This is a genomic window from Gimesia fumaroli (assembly GCF_007754425.1).
Lineage (GTDB): Bacteria > Planctomycetota > Planctomycetia > Planctomycetales > Planctomycetaceae > Gimesia > Gimesia fumaroli.
The window spans coordinates 2,786,021-2,804,454 of sequence record NZ_CP037452.1 but is presented as its reverse complement, the minus strand read 5'-3'; the positions used below and the strand labels follow the sequence as shown (position 1 = coordinate 2,804,454).

The window sequence follows — 18,434 nt, the reverse complement described above, 5'->3', positions numbered from 1 at the left end:
CAATCCTAACGTTTAACAGGAACCAAAGTCACGAGCGATGTCAAACTATTATTGAAATGACGGGCAACCGCCAGCTATTTTGCGAAAACCCGTTTTCAACGGTTCAAATTGGTTTCATGTCCTCTGCCAAATTGTTTACCCTGATATCAGCTTAATCAGGTCGTTCCGCATTACGGAATGACGATCGAAATTACTCTTTAACTTCAAAGTGAACTATGTCGTCTACCTGCCTGGTTTTAATTCGCTTCTGTTTGTCGGCCTGGGTCGGAGCGGCCGTCATCTTTGTTATCACTGGCGTTCAGGATGTCACCTTCCAGCCCTTCGACTCTCTCGTCAGAGACCAACTGATCACGCTGCACTTTCCCGTTTATTATACGATCGCCTGGATCTTATTGGTGGGAGCATTTCTGGGCAGTCTGGGAATCCGTGCCAAAGAATTGATCTCTCGCCGCAGAGCCAATCTGATTCTGGGGCTGGTTGTGCTCGCGCTGACAATCAGCCTGATCGATTACTTCTGGATCTATACGCCGCTTGAAGCCATGATCACGCCTCCGGGAAGCCCGCGGCCTGCCGAGTTTCGAACTTATCACCAGGCGTCCAAATACATCAACAGCGTCAATATTCTATTGAGTCTGACAGCCGCGATTCTGGCAAACCTGCCTGTGCTATCTCATGAAAAAAATAAAGCAGAAGCGTAAGCGTTAATCTCGAATATGAAATAACTGCTTGAGCGCATCCAGGAGTCCGTGTGGCGTTCCTTCCCGCGCCTCTTGCCTCAATACTTCCAGAGGGGGATGCAGCAGTTTATTCACAATTTGTTCGATAGAACGTTTGATCAATTCCTGATCTTTTTCATCCAGGTGGGAAAGTTTGCCGAACAGTTTATCAACTTCCTGCTCTCGCACATCGTGCCATTGTTCCCGCAGTTGCTTGATGATCGGACCGGTTGCCCGATGATAGACCCCGTGCATGAACCGCTCGGTTTCTTCATCGATAATCGCAAGAGCTTTTTCTACTTCTTTTTGACGTGCCTTGCGATTTTTCTCGCAGGTCGCTTCGAGATCGTCGATATCGTAGAGAAAGATGTTATCACTGATCTTGCCGACAGCAGGGTCAAAATCGCGAGGTGCCCCTAAATCGAGAATGAAAAATGTTTTATTCCCCGCCTTTTTTAAAACGCGTTGGAAGCAGGCCACATCGACGATCGGTTGAGAAGCCCCCGTCGTACTGACAATCACATCGGCGTCTGCAAGACAGTCTTCCAGATCCTGATAAGGCCTGGCTTGACCACCAACTTTCATCGCCAGCTTCTCTGCATTTTCCAGGCTGCGATTCACGACGTTAATCTGCTTCACTCCCTCATCTTTCAGGTAGGTCAGCGTCTCTTCCGCCATTTCGCCGGCACCGATGATCAACACGGTTTTGTCATCAAAGCGTTCGAAAATCCCTTTGCCGAACGTGCCCACTGCCACACTGGCAATCGAAACTCGCCCTTCTGCAAGTTGCGTTTCCGTTCGCACCCGCGCCGAAACCCGAATCGCCTGTTGAAACAGTGCGTGGGTTAAGGGGCCGCACAGTTCGTTCTCGGTTGCACGTTGATAGGCTTCCTTCACCTGATTCACAATCTGCGGTTCGCCTAACACCATACTGTCAAGACTGGAGGCAACCTGAAACAGATGTCGAACTGCATCTGGCCCCGTGCGCTCCAGAAAGTCTTCAAAAAAATCGCTGACGGGGACCTGATGGAACTCGGAAAAGAATTTCGCCAGATCCTGATGCGACGGACCCGTCTCTGATTCCTGCGTCGCCGTATACAATTCCACCCGATTACAGGTTGAAATCACCACCATCTCTGTTTCGGGATACGATCGCTTCAGCACAGAATAGGCGTTATCCAACTGTTCTTTCGACGAGAAAGCCAGCTTCTCGCGAATGTCCAAACCTGCTGTCTGATGATTACAGTAAACGACCTGCAGATTCACGAAACGATCCTTTCTGCAGTCGATCCCGGAACATCTCCGCTCGGCGAAGAATAATAAGAGTGCCAGGAATCAAAATTCAGGATGCGCACATTCGTCAAAATTTGAATGCCGATCACCGTTAACAGCAACAGTCCCCCCGTCCAGATGGTTAATTGAGCGATATGTTTCTGATTGGGTTGTTTCTTGCGAAGAATAAAGATGACACTGATCATCATGGCGGCCCACACAATTTCGTACACGATAATCACCGGATCAAGAAACGAAATGGCTTGCGCGCCTTTGCGAACATAGACTCCCAGACCAATCCCGATCCCCATCCCGATTGTCAGCAAGGGGGTCGAAATCATCAGCGCCCAGCGATTCAGACGCGCTAATTTTGCCAGACTGGGGAGATTGAATCCTTCGGAAAAATTCTGCTTCTGCTTCAGTCGTCGATGCTGAATCAGATACATCGCGCTGATCACAAAACAGAGTGCGATCCCCACTCCTCCCAGTACCAGTAGCGAGGCATGCAACAGCGCCCACGAACGAATCGCCGGCTGCACCAGGGTATTGGTCACATCATCCACAAAGTAAGACGAAACGACCAACGACAAGACCAGGGGAAACAGAAACAGACCGATCGAAAGTTCTTCATCAATCAAATTGATAAACAGAAAAATCGCCACCAGCAGCCAGGCAAAGACGACCAGCCAGTCATGGGTAGAACTCAATAGAGGAGGAAGCTGAGTTTCCCGGGCACGATTAAAAAGGTAAGCCGTCTGTGCTACCAGGCCCGCCAGTGAAAACAGAAAGATCAGAGGCCGCAGGTATCCGCTTTTTTTCCGCAGAAATCGGGCCAGCTCTAATCCCAGAGCCACCAGATAACTGGCCATAAAACAGAAAACAGTGACATTCGATAACATGCTGGTTACTTTGTTTCAGAAGAGAGGAACAAAAGTGGAGGGCTCTCTATGCGACTGACGGGAATCAGAACGACTCCCTATTATAGGGCCGTACAGCAGGTTAAGGGCAAGTCATCTTGCTTCAGATTCTAATTCGTACTCTGATATTTTTTTATGTAGCGTATTCCGGTTGATTCCCAGACGTGTGGCCGTCTTCGTCTGGACCCCCTGACAAGACCGTAAAACCTGCAAAATCAGTTCTTTCTCCACTTGCGACACAATCTGTGTGTGCACATTGGTCGAGTCGTCGCCCACGCGATGTAATTCCAGCGCCACCAGTTCCCGACAGAGTGCCTCTGGGTCCTGTTCCCGGGAAGGCAGTGATCGAGGAACAGATTTCCCTGTGACATGCCCCGGTAATAAATCCAGGGAGGGACCATCCTCACCTGACAGTACAATCAGTCGTTCAACGTAATTCTGCAGCTCACGCACATTTCCGGGCCAGGCATAATTCTTGAACGTTGATAACACTTCCTCCGAAAAATGAGGTAATGGAATCTGTTCTTCCGCAGAGAATTGCTTGGCAAAAAAATGGATTAAATCAGGAATATCTTCAGCACGATCGCGCAACGGGGGCAGATCGATGGGAATCACATTCAAGCGATAATATAGATCCTCACGAAAGCGGCCTGCTTCAATTTCATCCAGTAAATTACGATTCGTTGCCGCAACAATACGACAGTCAACCTGAATGGAACGGGTATCTCCAACACGCTCGAATTCATGCTCCTGCAACACGCGTAACAATTTGACCTGCAGGGTAAAACTGACGGAATTGATCTCATCCAGAAAGATCGTTCCGCCGTGTGCAGCTTCGAATCGACCGGTTCGATTTTCGACGGCACTGGTAAAAGCACCTTTAATATGCCCAAACAGTTCGCTCTCCAACAGACTCTCACTGAGCGCCCCACAGTTCACACGAATAAACGGACCTGAGGCGCGGGGGCTCAATTCATGGATACCTCTGGCTATCAATTCCTTCCCGGTACCAGTTTCGCCTGTCAGCAATACGGTTGAAGATGTACTGGCGGCACGACGAGTCAGGCGATAGATATTTCGCATGGCCGGGCTATAGCCAACCATGTCTTCTAAGATAGGGCGATCGTCTTCCATTCTATCTATGGGAAAATCCTATTTAATCGCAGTGAAAACCGGCAACAGAAGTCATTCATTGAACAAGACACCTGAGCCATTCAATCTTTCAGATATGATCATTCTTCGAAAGATTATGGAGTCCCTGCTAAACCAGCATGAAATAATTGCACCTACATGCACAAAAAGATGGCGAACGCATCTCTATCATAGGCTTTCCCATAGGGGCACGGAAGAGGCAGAGTGTTTTTTTTTGAGAAACAATGATTTTTGCTCAAAGCATTCGTTACAAGCAGCCCGAACTGCACACACAACAGGCACACCGCTTAAATTCAATGCACCTATTCTGCTGCAGAGGCGACAGGCAGTTCGGCTGGCTCAGGGACAGGACAGTTTTGCTCATCGACCAGGACCACTTTCGGCCGATGACGGCGCGATTCCTTTTCTTTGTACTCTGCATAGCTGGCGATAATCACCAGATCGTTTGGTTTTACCAGATGCGCGGCAGCCCCATTGATACAAATCACACCAGAGCCTGGCGCGCCTGTAATCGCATACGTGGTCAGTCGGGTACCGGAGGTAATGTTGTAGATTTGTACTTGCTCGTACTCAACGATATCCGCAGCTTCCATTAACTCCTGATCAATGGTCACACTGCCATTGTACTCCAGATTCGCTTCCGTCACGGTAGCGCGGTGAATTTTCGATTTGAGCAAAACGCGTTTCATCATTCTAAACCTAAAAGAAGATCGGCTTCTTCCGACTGTAAACCAGACTTTCAGACCAAAACTGTCGGCGTATCCTAACCAGAGGCCACATCGACAAGCAAGAACATATCCAAACGATCACACCCCTTGTCATTTAGGTCTGTATGGGCATAATTCCTGACGACTGCCTTTCACCCACATTATAGCCTGCTTCGTCTTCATTTCCATCTGATTTGCGAACCCAGGGTTCGTCTGGCTTTGCCCCCATGGCACGAGCATACAGGTAATAATACGTGGGAATCAGAAATAACACCAGAACCGTCGCCAGCATCAAACCGAAAATCAGACTGGCAGCCATCGGGATAATAATTTGCGCCTGAAAGGAAGTCTCTTTCAATATCGGCGCTAAACCGACAATCGTCGTCATCGACGTCAGCAAGACCGGTCGAAAACGACGTTGCCCGGCATCAAGCAGAGCCGCTTTTAAAGGCAGGCCATCCGCGATGCGATGATTAATAAAATCGATTAATACAATCGAATCATTCACCACGACACCTGTTAATGCCACCAGACCAAATAAGGAGAACAGTGTCAATTCCATCCCCAGAATCGCATGACCAAACACAGCTCCAATAATCCCAAAAGGAATGATACCTAAAATGATCAAAGGTTGGACATAAGATCGAAATTCTACAGTCAGTAAAGCGAACATTGATGCCATCGCGATCAACAGCCCTACAATCAAACTATTAACTGATTCGTCCGTCTGCTCCTGTTGCCCTTCCCAACGAACACGCACATCAGGATATTGGACCAATAACTGATCCATGAAGCCGCCTGGCTTTTTCAGTGCCTGCACAATCTCCCGAGCATTGCCTTCTTTCTCGTTCAGATCGGAATACACAGTGATCGACCGTTGTTGATCGATCCGGTTGATCTCAGAATAACCTCGCTTCACGTCAATCTCAGCCAGTTCGGTTATCGGTCGTTCTGAACCGTCTCCTGTGCGAATTCGAATATCATCAAATCCCATCAGCGAACGGCGCTCTTCTTCCGGGTAACGAACCATCAGCTTGACTTCATGCCGCCCCCGCTGGAGTCGCATGACTTCTTCTCCATAATAGGTCGCACGAACCGTCTCTGCGACATCGGCTAAAGGGACCCCCATCGCACGGGCTTTATCTTTGATCTTGATCTGGAACTCCCACTTTCCGGGACTGGAATCATCATTGATATCCTTGACTCCCGGATAGGTTGCCAGTTCCTGCTTACAGGCCTCGACAGCCGCTTCCAGTTCATTCAGATGTTCCGCATCAGCCAGCAGCTTAAACTCAATCGGCTTGCCACCGGGCCCCATTGAGGGAGAATTAAAAGTCAATCGATCAACACCGGGCACTTCCCCGACGCGCTCTCGCCAGAGATCGAGAATTTCTTCACTGCCCAGCGTTCGTTCCTCTGCCTCAACAATTTCGACACTGACTTTTCCGATATGACTCCCTTCGACTGAGCCGCCGAGCCCCCCGCCCGACTCATCTCGGGTTCCAAATCCCACGTTTCTGCGAACCAGTTTGATCAGGGAATTGCCATGTTTTTTCTGATAGTCCTGATCCAGCTCTTCAAAGATCTCCTGAATTTTTCGAGTCGCTTCACCAGTAATCGATTGAGGCGTTCCATCAGGAAACTCAACCGTTGCTTCAATCATTCGATAATCGGTCTTCGGAAAAATATTGAACGGCGCAAACCCACCCAAAATTAATCCTGCTGACAACAACATGAGCGCCCCCGCCACCGCGAGTGCAGAGCTCGGATAGTTTAACGCTGCTTTCAAGACGGGCAGATAAATTCGTTCGATAAATTTATTCAGTTTCCGGCCGACAAAGCCCTCTGACGAATCTGGACTCTGATCTACTCCCTGTGCTGAAGCTTGTTTTCCGTGTGCTAAATGACAGGGAAGAATAAACGTACTTTCCAACAGGGAAATCACCAGCATCGCAATCACGGCGATCGGCATCACGGCGATAAATTTCCCCATGATCCCTGATACAAACAACAACGGCATAAATGCGATAACGGTGGTGGTCACGGAAGCACACACAGAAGGCAATACTTCCGTCGCACCATCAATGGCGGCGACATGAAATGACTTCCCCATCTGCCGATGCTCATAGATATTTTCGCCTACCACAATCGCGTCATCAACGACGATCCCCAGCGCCATCAGAAACGCGAACATCGAAAGCATATTCAATGTCTGGCCGGTGTAGTACAGCACAATACATGCGCCAAACATCGAAATTGGAATCCCCAAAGCAACCCAGAACGCCAGTCGAAACTCCAGAAAAATTGTCAGTGTGATAAAAACCAGAATCAACCCCTGCAATCCGTTCCGGCTGAGCAAACTCATTCGATCGCGTACATCGATCGACTGATCTTTCCATAGTTTCAACGAATAACCCGGCGGCAAGTTGGCGGTTTTCACATATTCACGGACCTGCTCCACAATCGCCAACAGGTCTTCCTGTGCGGTACGTTCGACGGCGATCGACAGCGCCGGTTTCCCGTCAATTTCACTGATCATCGTCGTATCAGAAAAATCGTCCTGCACCCGCCCGATATCACCCACGGTGAGCACCACGCCCCCCGGTTCTGTCACCAGGGGAATCTTCTCGATTTCGCTGCCGATCAGATGTTTATTCTTACCTCGCAGCAGCAGGACCTGCGAATCGGTAATCAGCTTTCCGCCTGGCAGCTCGAGATTTTCCCGGCGTACCGTCCTCGCCACGTCCTGTAATGTCAAACCATATTTTCGGAGCGTCGCTTCAGGAATTTCAATATCAATCTGGTAATCGCGGGCACCCGCAATATTCGCCTGAGAGACCGACTTAAGTTGTAACAATTCGTCTCGAATCCGCTCGGAAACCGACCGTAGCTCCCACTCACTGTTAGCCCCCTCCTCATCAGGACCAATCACCGCCACTTCAATCGCGACCTGCCTGAACGTAATCTGCTGCACTTCCGGATCTTCTGCCAGTTCCGGAAAACTGGGAATTCGATCAATTTCGGAGCGGACCTCATTCAAAATCTTCTGCACATCAGGCACATCGGCTCTGAGTTCCAGCACCAATGACCCCGAGCCTTCATTGGCAATCGAAGTCATCTTTTTGATCCCATCTATCGAGCGGACGGCTTCTTCCATTTTCTGGCAGATGCCTTCCTCGACTTCATCAGGGCTGGCACCGGGATAAGGCACCGAGACCAGAATAATTTCCAACTCAAATTCCGGGAAGACCTCGCGCCTCATGAGCGTCAGCGAAACCAGTCCGACCCCCAGAACGGTAATCATCAATGTGTTCATCGCGGGCGAGTTATTGATCGCCCATTTGATGATCGACCTCATTTTGCCTCTCCTTCACGGACCAGCATGCCATCATTGGCAGTACTCAATGGAGAGGTCACAACATGATCCCCCGGTTTTAACCCGGAGGCCCCCAGCTCAACCAGTAATACATCGCCACTCGTGTCAACGACACGAATCTTCTCGGACTGCAACGAACCTTCTCGTACGACCCAGACCAGGTTTCCGGGACGAATCGCCGTTTCGGGAATCGTCAATAATGAATTGTTTCCAGTAAGTGGAATGTCGATCGAAACATACATCCCGCGCGTCAAAGGAGGCGCGCCCACAACCTGATCCGTTGGCTTCCCATTCACTAAGATCTCTGCAGGTCGGGGGTCGGGTACCACAATCCGACAGGGAACCGTTCTCGTTTTCTCGTCCAGGCCAATCCCATCATAGCGGGACAGTTTTCCATTCCAGACGAATTTTCTCCCCCCCAACTCGTAAGACACCTTCACCGGCAGTTGCGGGAGCTGATACCCCAGATCATGTCGATTCGATTGATCTGACTTGACCAGAGGCTCTCCCGTTTTCGCTGTCTGGGCAGCGTGCTGCCAGAGTTGATACAATTCTTCCATTCGTAAATTCGAACGAACTTCCACAGCCGAGGTATCTTCGATCGTTACCAGCGGATCCCCCACTTTGACATAACCATCTTTTTCAACAGTATCTTCGACGATGACTCCATTGATGGGAGAGTAAATCCGTGTGCGACTTAAATCTAATTTCGCACGTGAAAGCTGAACCCCAACCAGATCACGGGCATGCATCATACGCTGTCGACGTGATTTGAGCAAATCGGCTTCATTCGTCAACTTCTGCAGTGCATTGCGGGCAGCAAGTTCGCTCCGTTTTGCCTCTTCATAATCTGTATCAGAAACAACATTTCTCGCTCGTAATTTTTCGATACGATTTAAATGCGTTTTCTGCAGACGTACCTCTTCATGCGCCAGATCAATCATCGCCTTGGCATTATCGATCTCCACTTCTAATTCATCGATCACATCCTGTGCCTGGGCATACTCCTGAGTCAGACGCTTAACTTCCAACTCATAATTCTCCGGATCGATCTGAATCAAGAGATTCTCAGTCCCCGCTGCGTTAAGCTCCTGCGCCGTTGCTTTGCGAACCAGATTTCCAACCTTGCATCCGTCACGCGTAAAAAGCACTTTTCCGGAAACTTCGGCAGCCAGTTTCACTTCCCTTGATGGAACAACGATCCCGTCAACGGTAATCGTGACCCCGGCATCGGAAAGATCGATTGTTTCGGTCGAGACCAGTGGAGCCAGATCTGCCAGTAGTTTTTCACTTTTCTCCGGTTCCTGTTTCATCGCCATCAGTACGACCAGACCACCGCCGCCAAGCACAATGATAAAAATCGGAAGCAAAAAATGCTTGAGCTTTTTGGAAAAACTGCTTGATTTTTGAGTTTTCAAATCTGACATGAGTATTTTCTATCACGAAATGCTTCACAACAAGAATTGACCATGGACGCGAAAAGCCAATTTGCGAAAATCAAAATGAAATGGATTGTTCAAACAGTAGCGAAAGCGCTCTCCCGCAGGAAAGCCTTTTTATTTGTTCTGACGAAATTCTTTTATTTAGGAAAACGTTCCATTAAATCAGGACACCTATTCTTAACTCTGGAGGTTCAGATTCCATTAAGTGATGAAGAAGATTCCATTTCTGATGCGGTGAATTCCTGCTTCAAATTCTTAACCGCCGCCAGCGAAAATTGTAGAATATGCTCCATCAAATGCTCGGTATCGTAGTGAGTCTCTTTTTCTTCTTGACCTAACATCAAAGTCACCAGACCATTGGAAACTCGATAGAACTGGCATTGGGCGGCAATACTGAAAACACACTGCATTCGCCGATACTCAGGAACGTCATCTCCCAGAATTTCCTGCAGGATCGAGTCGGCTATATTCACAAAAGGCCGAAACAACTCCTGAATCAGATGCTCACACGCTTTAGTCGGCCTCAACACTTCACGCATCATCAAATGATTGCTCCAGGATAGCTCCCCCGTTCCCAACATTCGCCTCACCAGTGTAGAGACCCAGTCCCGCAGCTTTTGTTCGGGTGTCGTCTCAGAAGTCCATTCCGGAAGTGGTGCCCGCGAAACCCCCATCTCTTTGGCCAGACAGACGACCTCCAGATAGAGCTGTTCCTTATCGCCAAAATAATAATTCACACTGGCGAGATTCACGTCCGCTTTCTGACAGATTTCGCGTACGGTCGCCTTCTCAAACCCCTTTTCCGAAAAAACAGGACCGGCCACTTCCAGCAATCGATCACGGACATTGCAAGACGCCATATAGAACTTGCCCTCACTCTTTCTAGCGCATGAGTGCTAACTTGACAACAACCCTCTCGAAGATCTTCAAGAAACACTAATGTCAAAATGTTGTTTCAAACAATTGTATTAAACACGTGTTTAAAATCAATATCAATTTGAGACAAAACAACATAAATACACACAAGCCATTTGAAAGAAGCCACTTACAAGCATAATAACGGCTCAATCGTTGGTGGATGCTGCCCACCATGAGTTCGCCTCGCGACCACCGATCTTGTGAGAAATAAACCGTTTATGACGATTTTGCCAAATTTAACCGGTAAGTCGCTCCGGCCCCTCTTCCCCAAAATCGAAACGCTCAAAACCGCTTTCATCCAGCCGTTGGCGCAGCAGCTCTTTCCATAGCGTTTCCGGAAGGCCATTCAGCACGCCGTACAAGACCATGCCGATGGTCAGACAGGCCACCTCGACCACGCGCATTGGCAATGAAAACTGCTTCAGATCAGCGAAGATTTCTTCTGCACTGCAATATTCGCCAAACTTCTGATCACGGTACATAAATTCCACGCCAGAAAAGTCCTTGCTCCACTCGTAATCGAAGGGACCGAACTCTCTTCTGCGATGGAGGACCCAGAAACGGGTTCCATCAAAACGTATACCGTGTGTACCTCGCAAAACGTCTGATCCTGTCTTGTATCTGGAAATCCTGAGTGCCATTGAGTAATGAACCCGTCATGCCAGGGAAAAGAAATAAATTGAACAATAAATCATACGGCATTCCCCTTTTTTTGCGAAGCCTGTTTTATGAACCTCGCTCCCGCTTTACCTGTCTTTGAAAACCAGGACGCGAAAAAGTTCCCATATGGACTTCAGCGAAACCCTCAAAAAAAAGCGTACATAAGTCGATAAATAATCAGAACTTGCTATGATTAAAACCTCATTAACTCACGTTATATAATTTTGATTCCACCGATCCCTAATGAAACATTCTGAACCCTATATCGCTGCCGTAGACATTGTCCGCAAATTGCGAGACGCGGGATTCCAGGCTCTCTGGGCTGGCGGTTGCGTGCGGGACCTGCTACTGGTAAAAGAACCCAAAGACTATGACGTGGCGACCAACGCCCTTCCCGAAGAGGTGCGACACCTGTTTGGTAAACGTCGTACCCTGGCGGTCGGAGCCAGCTTTGGGGTGATCATCGTTCGTGGCCATCAGCCGGACTGCGATGTCGAAATTGCCACGTTTCGCAGTGAAGGCCCCTACCTTGATGGACGTCGTCCCGAACATGTCAAATTCACCACAGCGGAAGAAGACGCTCAGCGTCGCGATTTCACGATCAACGGCATGTTCTACGACCCGATCAATGAATCGATCTACGATTATGTCGGGGGAAAAGCAGACCTCCAGCAGCATTTGATTCGCGCCATTGGGAATCCGCTGGAAAGAATGCAGGAAGACAAACTCCGTTTGCTCCGCGCCATTCGCTTCGCTGCCACCCTCGGGTTTCATCTGGCTGAATCCACATTCCACGCCGTTCAGACCATGGCCAATGAAATCACGGTGGTCAGTCCGGAGCGGATATCCGAAGAATTGCGGAAAATGCTGGTCCACCCCCACCGCAAAGATGCCATCGACCTCGTTCAAAGCGCCGGTTTAATGAAACCGGTCATCCCCGAACTCGCACCACTATGGGAAAACGAGGAAAATCGCCCCCTCTGGAACCGAACGCTGGATCGACTTGAGCAGTTAACCACTGCTAACTTTGAGACCGCTTTTGCTGCGTTACTGCTGGATTTGCCGGCACCAACCCCCGCTGATCAGCTTGATGCAGCCCATCAGATCTGCAAACAACTTCGGTTTTCCAACCATGGTCTTCACCTGGTCCTCTGGCTGATTGAACATCGAACCAGCCTGCATGGTGCGCCCGGATTTAAACTCTCACAACTCAAACGACTCCTGGCTCATGAGAATTGTCCTTACCTGTTTGAACTGGCACATGCAGATTTGACTTCTCAAAAACAATCTTTGGAAGACCTTGAATTTTGTCGCCAGTATCGGGATCATACTCCCATCGAGGTATTGAATCCTCCCCCACTTATCACGGGAAATGATTTGATTGACTACGGCATTCAAACAGGACCCGAGTTTAAAGAACTGCTAACGCGGATTCAGGACGCTCAGTTGGAAGAATCGATCCATACACACGAGGAAGCACTCGCACTGCTTGCGCAACTGCACCAAAAATAAGTCACCACCGCCCGATTTGATTCCCGATTTGATTAAAGAGAAAAACGCTAAGGTTTATTCATGACAGATTTAGTACGTATCGGAATTATCGGTGCCGGCGCAGTCTCCGATTACCACCATGTTCCAGGCATCAATCTCGATCCGCGCGCCGAACTGGTCTCGATTTGTGACCCTAATTCTGAACTACTGGCACAACGCCAGACAGACTGGGGAAAAACCAAAGTCACGACGAAGTACGAAGAGATTGCCAGCGACCCCGAAGTCGATGCCGTGATCATTGCGACTCCGAATTTCACACACCACGAAATCGCGTTGGCCTGCATCAAAGGCGGCAAGCATGTCATGTGTGAAAAGCCGTTGGGCTTAAACTATACTGAATCAGCTGAAATGTTCCGCGCTGCCCGCGACGCCAACTTGCGACACATGACGGCGTTTACTTATCGCTTTGCCCCCTCGATGCGGTACGTGAAGCATCTGGTAGAATCCGGCGCACTCGGCGTTCCCCGGCACTTCCGCAGCCAGCGGTTTCTCGATTGGCCCGAGTCTAGTTGGGGCTGGCGTCAAAGTAAAAAACTGGCTGGTGCCGGCGATCTGTTTGACATGACCATTCACCGCATCGACTTTGCACAAGACCTGCTCGGTCCGATCAAAAGCATTTGTGGGGCGGTGGCGCAGTTTGTACCCCGGGATAAAACAGCAGACGGAGAGCCATGTGAACCATCGGAAGTCGACGACTGGTCTTCGCTCATCGGACAATTTGAAAACGGAGCTGTCGGCGTCTGGGAAGGTAGCACCCTGATGAAAGGTTATCACAACGACGGCTTTGGCTACGAGTGGGCTGAAGTCAACGGTTCCGAAGGCTCAGCTGCTTATCAGTTAACTGATCCCAACAACATCCTGATCGGAAAACCGGGCCAGACCATGGAAAAACTGCCCGTCCCGGAAGAGTTTCTGGTGATTGAAGGCAGCCTCCGAAAGCCAAACGAAGGCGTTCCCAGTACCGTCTTCCGCTATGATCTGGTCTATGAATTTGTCTCCGCTATCGTAGAAGAACGGGACGCGGTCCCCGGTTTTGACCACGGTGCCTCTGCCCAATTGATTGCCGACTCGGTACTCGAATCGTTTGACAAACGGACCTGGATCGACATCAACTGCGATTTATAAGACTCAGAAAGTCAGCTGATAGCGAATCATACCGGTTGGAGAAATATCGTAATTGCCGATATCCGACTTGTATTCCAGCTTACGATTGAAGACATAGCCGATTTCGAACTGGCTGATCATGCCGTTAGTATGCTTGGTCTCCACACCACCCATCAATCGCAAGTCACTGTAGGTTACAATATCATCAAAGCCGGTTGGCCCACGACGAATTCCCCAGGAACCACCGCCAAATTCGCCAGCGACGTATAGCCAGCGTTCTTTTGACTCATCCTTTTCAACTCGATACGTGAACTTGGGCTTGGGGAAAATCAGCTCCAGCCGTGAGCCTTCACTGAACCACATGATCATACCAGCCGCCGGAAGTAACATAATGTCTTCCCGGTCCAGATACACAACTCCCATCACGAACTGCTTGGATCGTGAATGCACATAATACGCCAGCCCTTTTCCGGTGATCCGCAAAGAATCAGACGTCACATTCTTGAAATCACTGTAAACGCCCGGCGCCACTTCTAACTCGTAAGACCACTTTTCATTGACTTTATTAAACCATCGAAAAGCAACGGACGTATCATACACGCGTGCCGGCAAATCAGTTCTTTGCGGACCATCCAGGTAATGCACCCCAAACCGAGGTGTTGCAGTCAACCCTTCAAATCGCGGAAACTCAGCCGTTTCGGACAGTGCCAGACTGAAGATTCCCAGTTCATCCCCTGATCCCGGCAACCAGGTAATACTTCCCGTGGCTTTTTTGTGAGAAATCAAAGGCACAAATGTTTCACAATCGATGCAGTCATCCTCAGGCTCTGCCCAGTCCTGAGCATCATCCAGTAATTGAGGCGGAATTCCCAAAGCTTCCCGCGATTCAGCGTCTAAAACATTGGGCACCTGAGGGGATTGGCTAATCTGCTTAATATCAGGATCATGATCGCGGGGCATGAAAATGGTACGATGACGCAAAGAACGCCCGCCGGTAGAGCCAGAGTCTTTCAGACTTGAGGCCCCTTTTTGCGCATAAACCGAGCCGGTAATGCTGGTCAAAATGAGTACGCACAGGGCAATTCCACGAAAAACAGCCTGTTGAGACTGAAAAAACATACCTGATTGATTCCTGGATTGATGCAGAGGAGAGACGGGAAATATACCTGACTGACCTTCGTCGTCTGGAAAGCATGACCTGACAAACAGGGAAGGCAGACATAATCTGAGGGGAGTTGAGAGAGGGAAAGAGAGAAATATCAAGGAATTGCGCACAGGTCAACCCGAATCCCAACCCCTGCTTCTCTCTAAATCTCTGAGAAAATGCCCTACTCTAATCGTTGCCCCTTACTACGAGAGATGTTAGAATCAGGTACTCTAAGCGGGATATATACATCAGAACACACGAATTTTATTTTACCAGGAACTGACAAGAAATGGGACGTGTTGAAAAAGGGCGTGAACTTGCCCAACGTCGAGTACGGAAGCACAAGCTGAAGAAACTCCGGGAAAAGTTTGCCAAAGCGAAAGACGCATCCGAAAAAGAGCAGATTAAAGAAAAAGTTCGTAAGATCAGCCCTTTCGCTGTCTTGGAAGAATCTGCCTGAGGCCCTTCCAGCCTTTGACCACATAAAATGATGACGCTGACTTGATTCAGAGTGAGCGTCGTTTTTTCATGCGCGGTCCCACCCCTTAAACAAATGCAGCCCCGGAGATCCCCCGAGGCTGCAAAAACCCGTTACTCTTTAAAAGAGCCGTCATTACTTTTCGGAAAACAGATACGAGCCTTCACTCGCATCGACATAGATCGTGGCCCCTTCCGAGAATGCCCCGGAAAGCAACTTGTTCGCTAGTTCGTTCTGAATATTCTGCTGAATCGTTCGCTTCAAAGGCCGTGCCCCATACACCGGGTCATAACCTTCTTCCGCTAATAAATCTTTGGCGGCTGTCGAAACTTCCAGCGAAAACCCATTGTCTTCGACCAGCGCAGACAGATTATGCAACTGCAAATCGACAATCTGACGAATCTCTTCGCGACCTAACGGATGGAAGACAATCACTTCATCAATCCGGTTGAGGAACTCAGGCAGAAACTCGTGCTGCAACGCGTCCATCACACGATTATGAATGATTTGCTCATCTTCTTTACCAGACAGATCCATTATCGTCTGACTGCCAATATTAGAGGTCATCACCACAATCGTATTTGAGAAATCGACAGTGCGCCCATGACTGTCGGTCAATCGCCCGTCATCCAGAAGCTGCAATAAGATATTAAACACATCGCGGTGTGCCTTCTCAACCTCATCCAACAGAACTACCGAATAAGGCTGACGCCTTACCGCCTCAGTCAATCGGCCCCCTTCTTCATATCCCACATATCCCGGAGGGGCACCAATCAACCGTGCGACAGAATGTTTCTCCATGAATTCACTCATGTCGATGCGAATCATATTGCGTTCATCATCAAACAGAAAACCGGCGAGTGCCTTACACAGCTCCGTTTTTCCCACACCCGTGGGTCCCAGGAACATGAAAGAACCAATGGGCCGATTCTGGTCCTGCAAACCGGAACGAGACCGCCGGACCGCGTTAGACACCGCTTCGACTGCTTCGTTTTGATTGATCATCCGCTGATGAATTTCGTCTTCCATTCGCAGCAGTTTTTCCCGTTCTCCCTGCAACATTTTGGAAATCGGAATTCCGGTCCACATGCTGATGACCTTGGCAATATCTTCCGGAGTCACTTCTTCTCGCAACAATCGCTCCCCGCCGACATCCCCCAACTCCGACACTCGCTCTTCCATTTCTGATAATCGCTGACGGGCCGCGTTCAACTCCTGCTCTGCGTTATAGGCAGTCGCATAATCTTCGTTGGAATTTGTCTGCTGTGCTCGATGGAACGCCTGCTCATAAGCAGTATTCAATCGATCGATTTCTTCCTTCAATGGCTGCAACCCAGCCAAGGCTTCTTTTTCGGTTTCCCAGCGAGTCTTGAGAGCATTCACACTCTCCTCACGATCGGCGATCTGCTTGCGCAGTTCTTCCAGTCGCTCCTGGCTTTCCGGTGTGGTCTCCGTTGCCAAAGCAGTCGCTTCGATCTGCATCCGCGTTAACTGCCGGGTCGCCTCATCAATTTCCGACGGCATCGAATCCATTTCCATCCGCAACTGGCTGGCCGCCTCATCCACCAGGTCGATTGCTTTATCCGGCAGAAAACGATCATTAATATAACGATCCGACAATGTCGCCGCATTGATCAACGCATCGTCCATAATTCGCACGCCATGATGTGTTTCATACCGCTCTTTCAACCCACGCAAAATGGAAATGGTATCTTCTACTGTGGGTTCCTGAACCATCACTGGCTGAAAACGTCGTTCCAGCGCGGGATCCTTTTCGATGTACTTACGATATTCATCGAGTGTGGTTGCCCCCACACAGTGCAACTCGCCTCGCGCTAATGCCGGCTTCAACAGGTTGGACGCATCGGCGCCCCCTTCTGCTGCCCCCGCACCGACGACCGTATGCAATTCGTCTATAAACAGAATGATCTCACCTTTAGCCTGCTCAATTTCTTTCAGCACGGCTTTCAGACGATCTTCGAACTCGCCACGGTATTTCGTCCCCGCAATCAGTGCCCCCATGTCTAATGCAATGACCCGTTTATTCTTCAGGTTCTGTGGCACATCGCCCATCACAATCCGATGGGCAAGCCCTTCTACGATCGCCGTTTTTCCGACACCGGCTTCCCCGATCAAAACCGGGTTATTCTTGCGACGACGAGATAGAATCTGAACAACACGACGGATTTCCTGGTCGCGGCCAATTACCGGGTCAATCTTTCCCTGGCGCGCTAACTCGACCAGATCTTTACCGTACTGCTCCAATGATTGATATTTCTCTTCCGGACTCTGATCGGTCACACGCTGTCCGCCACGCACTGCCTGCAACGCAGACAGGACGTCTCCCTCTTCAATCCCATTCAGTTCCAACAGTCGCGTAGCTTGATCATCGACCGTCGTAAACGCCAACAGCAGATGTTCGGTTGAGACAAAATTGTCCTGCATCTGGTCAGCGCGATCCTGTGCCGCCTGCAATACCTTAAGCAGATCCTGACCAATGCCAACTTGCATCGCAGCCCCTGAAACTTTTGGCAGACGCTTGATTTCATCATCCACCATCTTTTGAAGCTGAGGCAAATTCGCGCCAATTTTTTGCACCAGAGGCTTCACGACCCCCTGCTCTTCATCCAGCAACGCTTTCAGTAAATGCAGAGGCTTGATTTCCTGTTGACCGAAATCTTCCGCCGCCTGCTGGGCACGCTGTACTGCTTCCTGAGCTTTCACAGTTAATTTTTCAAATCGAAACGCCATCATGCTCCTCCAATCCTGTTTATCATCTGCGCAGCAACTCAACAGCTTGGATTATCATACGAAATAATCCGCCGACAAGCAGTGCCTCGATATTTTTATCTATTTTTTATGAAACAGGCCCGGAGAGGTGGGAATAAAATTGAGCCTGCAAATCAGTTTGAAAGTGGTAACCGTATTGTGTCTGAAATGTTCTCTCAGTTCGGGAGACCGGGGCTCAGCTGTGATGCTGAGCCCCGCTTCCCA

At 49.5% G+C, this 18,434-nt stretch carries 14 protein-coding genes; 4 read left to right on the top strand and 10 right to left on the bottom strand.

The features are described 5' to 3' along the window. Positions 1-215: 215 nt before the first annotated feature. Positions 216-698 carry a hypothetical protein gene (locus Enr17x_RS10595; protein WP_145308497.1) on the top strand — a complete coding sequence of 161 codons (483 nt, stop codon included), beginning with the start codon at positions 216-218 and terminating at the stop codon, positions 696-698. Between the two features lie 3 nt (positions 699-701). On the opposite strand, the gene hemA is transcribed toward Enr17x_RS10595, so the two are convergent. The 8 genes from hemA to Enr17x_RS10555 all read right to left on the bottom strand — a co-directional run bounded on the left by hemA (position 702) and on the right by Enr17x_RS10555 (position 11,099). After that, entirely contained in the window at positions 702-1,982 is a 1,281-nt protein-coding gene (hemA, locus tag Enr17x_RS10590; protein ID WP_145308495.1) for a glutamyl-tRNA reductase, read from the bottom strand. After that, positions 1,979-2,887, bottom strand: coding sequence for a cytochrome C assembly family protein (locus Enr17x_RS10585; protein ID WP_145308493.1), 909 nt, complete (start codon positions 2,885-2,887; stop codon positions 1,979-1,981). The genes hemA and Enr17x_RS10585 overlap by 4 nt, the downstream gene beginning before the upstream one ends. A gap of 111 nt (positions 2,888-2,998) precedes the next feature. Beyond that, positions 2,999-4,039, bottom strand: a complete 1,041-nt coding sequence (locus Enr17x_RS10580) for a sigma-54 interaction domain-containing protein (protein ID WP_145308491.1) — start codon at positions 4,037-4,039, stop codon at positions 2,999-3,001. Positions 4,040-4,359: 320 nt separating this feature from the next. Beyond that, positions 4,360-4,746: an aspartate 1-decarboxylase gene (panD, locus tag Enr17x_RS10575; RefSeq protein WP_145313982.1), complete on the bottom strand. Its 387-nt coding sequence runs from the start codon at positions 4,744-4,746 to the stop codon at positions 4,360-4,362. A 133-nt stretch (positions 4,747-4,879) separates the two neighbouring features. Further along, entirely contained in the window at positions 4,880-8,122 is a 3,243-nt protein-coding gene (locus Enr17x_RS10570) for an efflux RND transporter permease subunit (RefSeq protein ID WP_145308489.1), read from the bottom strand. Continuing rightward, positions 8,119-9,567 (bottom strand): efflux RND transporter periplasmic adaptor subunit, encoded by a 1,449-nt coding sequence (locus Enr17x_RS10565; RefSeq protein WP_145308486.1) that lies wholly within the window; start codon positions 9,565-9,567, stop codon positions 8,119-8,121. Before Enr17x_RS10565 ends, Enr17x_RS10570 begins: the two co-directional genes overlap by 4 nt. A 206-nt stretch (positions 9,568-9,773) precedes the next feature. Then, complete coding sequence (locus tag Enr17x_RS10560) at positions 9,774-10,442, bottom strand: TetR/AcrR family transcriptional regulator (protein WP_145308484.1); 669 nt, start codon at positions 10,440-10,442, stop codon at positions 9,774-9,776. A gap of 294 nt (positions 10,443-10,736) precedes the next feature. Further along, complete coding sequence (locus Enr17x_RS10555; RefSeq protein ID WP_145308482.1) at positions 10,737-11,099, bottom strand: hypothetical protein; 363 nt, start codon at positions 11,097-11,099, stop codon at positions 10,737-10,739. A 304-nt stretch (positions 11,100-11,403) separates the two neighbouring features. Here Enr17x_RS10555 and Enr17x_RS10550 point away from each other — a divergent pair, with 304 nt between their 5' ends. Next, complete coding sequence (locus Enr17x_RS10550) at positions 11,404-12,672, top strand: CCA tRNA nucleotidyltransferase (RefSeq protein ID WP_145308480.1); 1,269 nt, start codon at positions 11,404-11,406, stop codon at positions 12,670-12,672. A gap of 60 nt (positions 12,673-12,732) precedes the next feature. Continuing rightward, positions 12,733-13,836, top strand: a complete 1,104-nt coding sequence (locus Enr17x_RS10545) for a Gfo/Idh/MocA family protein (RefSeq protein WP_145308478.1) — start codon at positions 12,733-12,735, stop codon at positions 13,834-13,836. 3 nt (positions 13,837-13,839) lie between these two features. Here the strand turns inward: Enr17x_RS10545 and Enr17x_RS10540 are convergent, their stop codons facing one another. Next, positions 13,840-14,934 (bottom strand): DUF6268 family outer membrane beta-barrel protein, encoded by a 1,095-nt coding sequence (locus Enr17x_RS10540; RefSeq protein WP_145308476.1) that lies wholly within the window; start codon positions 14,932-14,934, stop codon positions 13,840-13,842. 317 nt (positions 14,935-15,251) lie between these two features. On the opposite strand from Enr17x_RS10540, the gene Enr17x_RS29565 reads away from it, so the two are divergent. Then, a complete protein-coding gene (locus Enr17x_RS29565; protein WP_198000448.1) occupies positions 15,252-15,422 on the top strand; it encodes a DUF6800 family protein in 171 nt (56 codons plus the stop codon). Between the two features lie 153 nt (positions 15,423-15,575). On the opposite strand, the gene clpB is transcribed toward Enr17x_RS29565, so the two are convergent. Then, on the bottom strand, positions 15,576-18,191 hold the full coding sequence (gene clpB, locus Enr17x_RS10535) for an ATP-dependent chaperone ClpB (RefSeq protein WP_145313981.1): 2,616 nt from the start codon (positions 18,189-18,191) through the stop codon (positions 15,576-15,578). Between the last annotated feature and the right edge of the window lie 243 nt (positions 18,192-18,434).

Excerpts from the sequence above, each read along its gene's own strand:
- Enr17x_RS10540 (WP_145308476.1), bottom strand. The coding sequence starts at position 14,934 with ATGTTTTTTCAGTCTCAACAGGCTGTTTTTCGTGGAATTGCCCTGTGC.
- Enr17x_RS10585 (WP_145308493.1), bottom strand. The coding sequence starts at position 2,887 with ATGTTATCGAATGTCACTGTTTTCTGTTTTATGGCCAGTTATCTGGTG.
- Enr17x_RS10550 (WP_145308480.1), top strand. The coding sequence starts at position 11,404 with ATGAAACATTCTGAACCCTATATCGCTGCCGTAGACATTGTCCGCAAA.
- panD (WP_145313982.1), bottom strand. The coding sequence starts at position 4,746 with ATGAAACGCGTTTTGCTCAAATCGAAAATTCACCGCGCTACCGTGACG.
- clpB (WP_145313981.1), bottom strand. The coding sequence starts at position 18,191 with ATGGCGTTTCGATTTGAAAAATTAACTGTGAAAGCTCAGGAAGCAGTA.
- Enr17x_RS29565 (WP_198000448.1), top strand. The coding sequence starts at position 15,252 with ATGGGACGTGTTGAAAAAGGGCGTGAACTTGCCCAACGTCGAGTACGG.
- Enr17x_RS10595 (WP_145308497.1), top strand. The coding sequence starts at position 216 with ATGTCGTCTACCTGCCTGGTTTTAATTCGCTTCTGTTTGTCGGCCTGG.
- Enr17x_RS10580 (WP_145308491.1), bottom strand. The coding sequence starts at position 4,039 with ATGGAAGACGATCGCCCTATCTTAGAAGACATGGTTGGCTATAGCCCG.
- Enr17x_RS10560 (WP_145308484.1), bottom strand. The coding sequence starts at position 10,442 with ATGGCGTCTTGCAATGTCCGTGATCGATTGCTGGAAGTGGCCGGTCCT.
- Enr17x_RS10545 (WP_145308478.1), top strand. The coding sequence starts at position 12,733 with ATGACAGATTTAGTACGTATCGGAATTATCGGTGCCGGCGCAGTCTCC.
- Enr17x_RS10570 (WP_145308489.1), bottom strand. The coding sequence starts at position 8,122 with ATGAGGTCGATCATCAAATGGGCGATCAATAACTCGCCCGCGATGAAC.
- Enr17x_RS10565 (WP_145308486.1), bottom strand. The coding sequence starts at position 9,567 with ATGTCAGATTTGAAAACTCAAAAATCAAGCAGTTTTTCCAAAAAGCTC.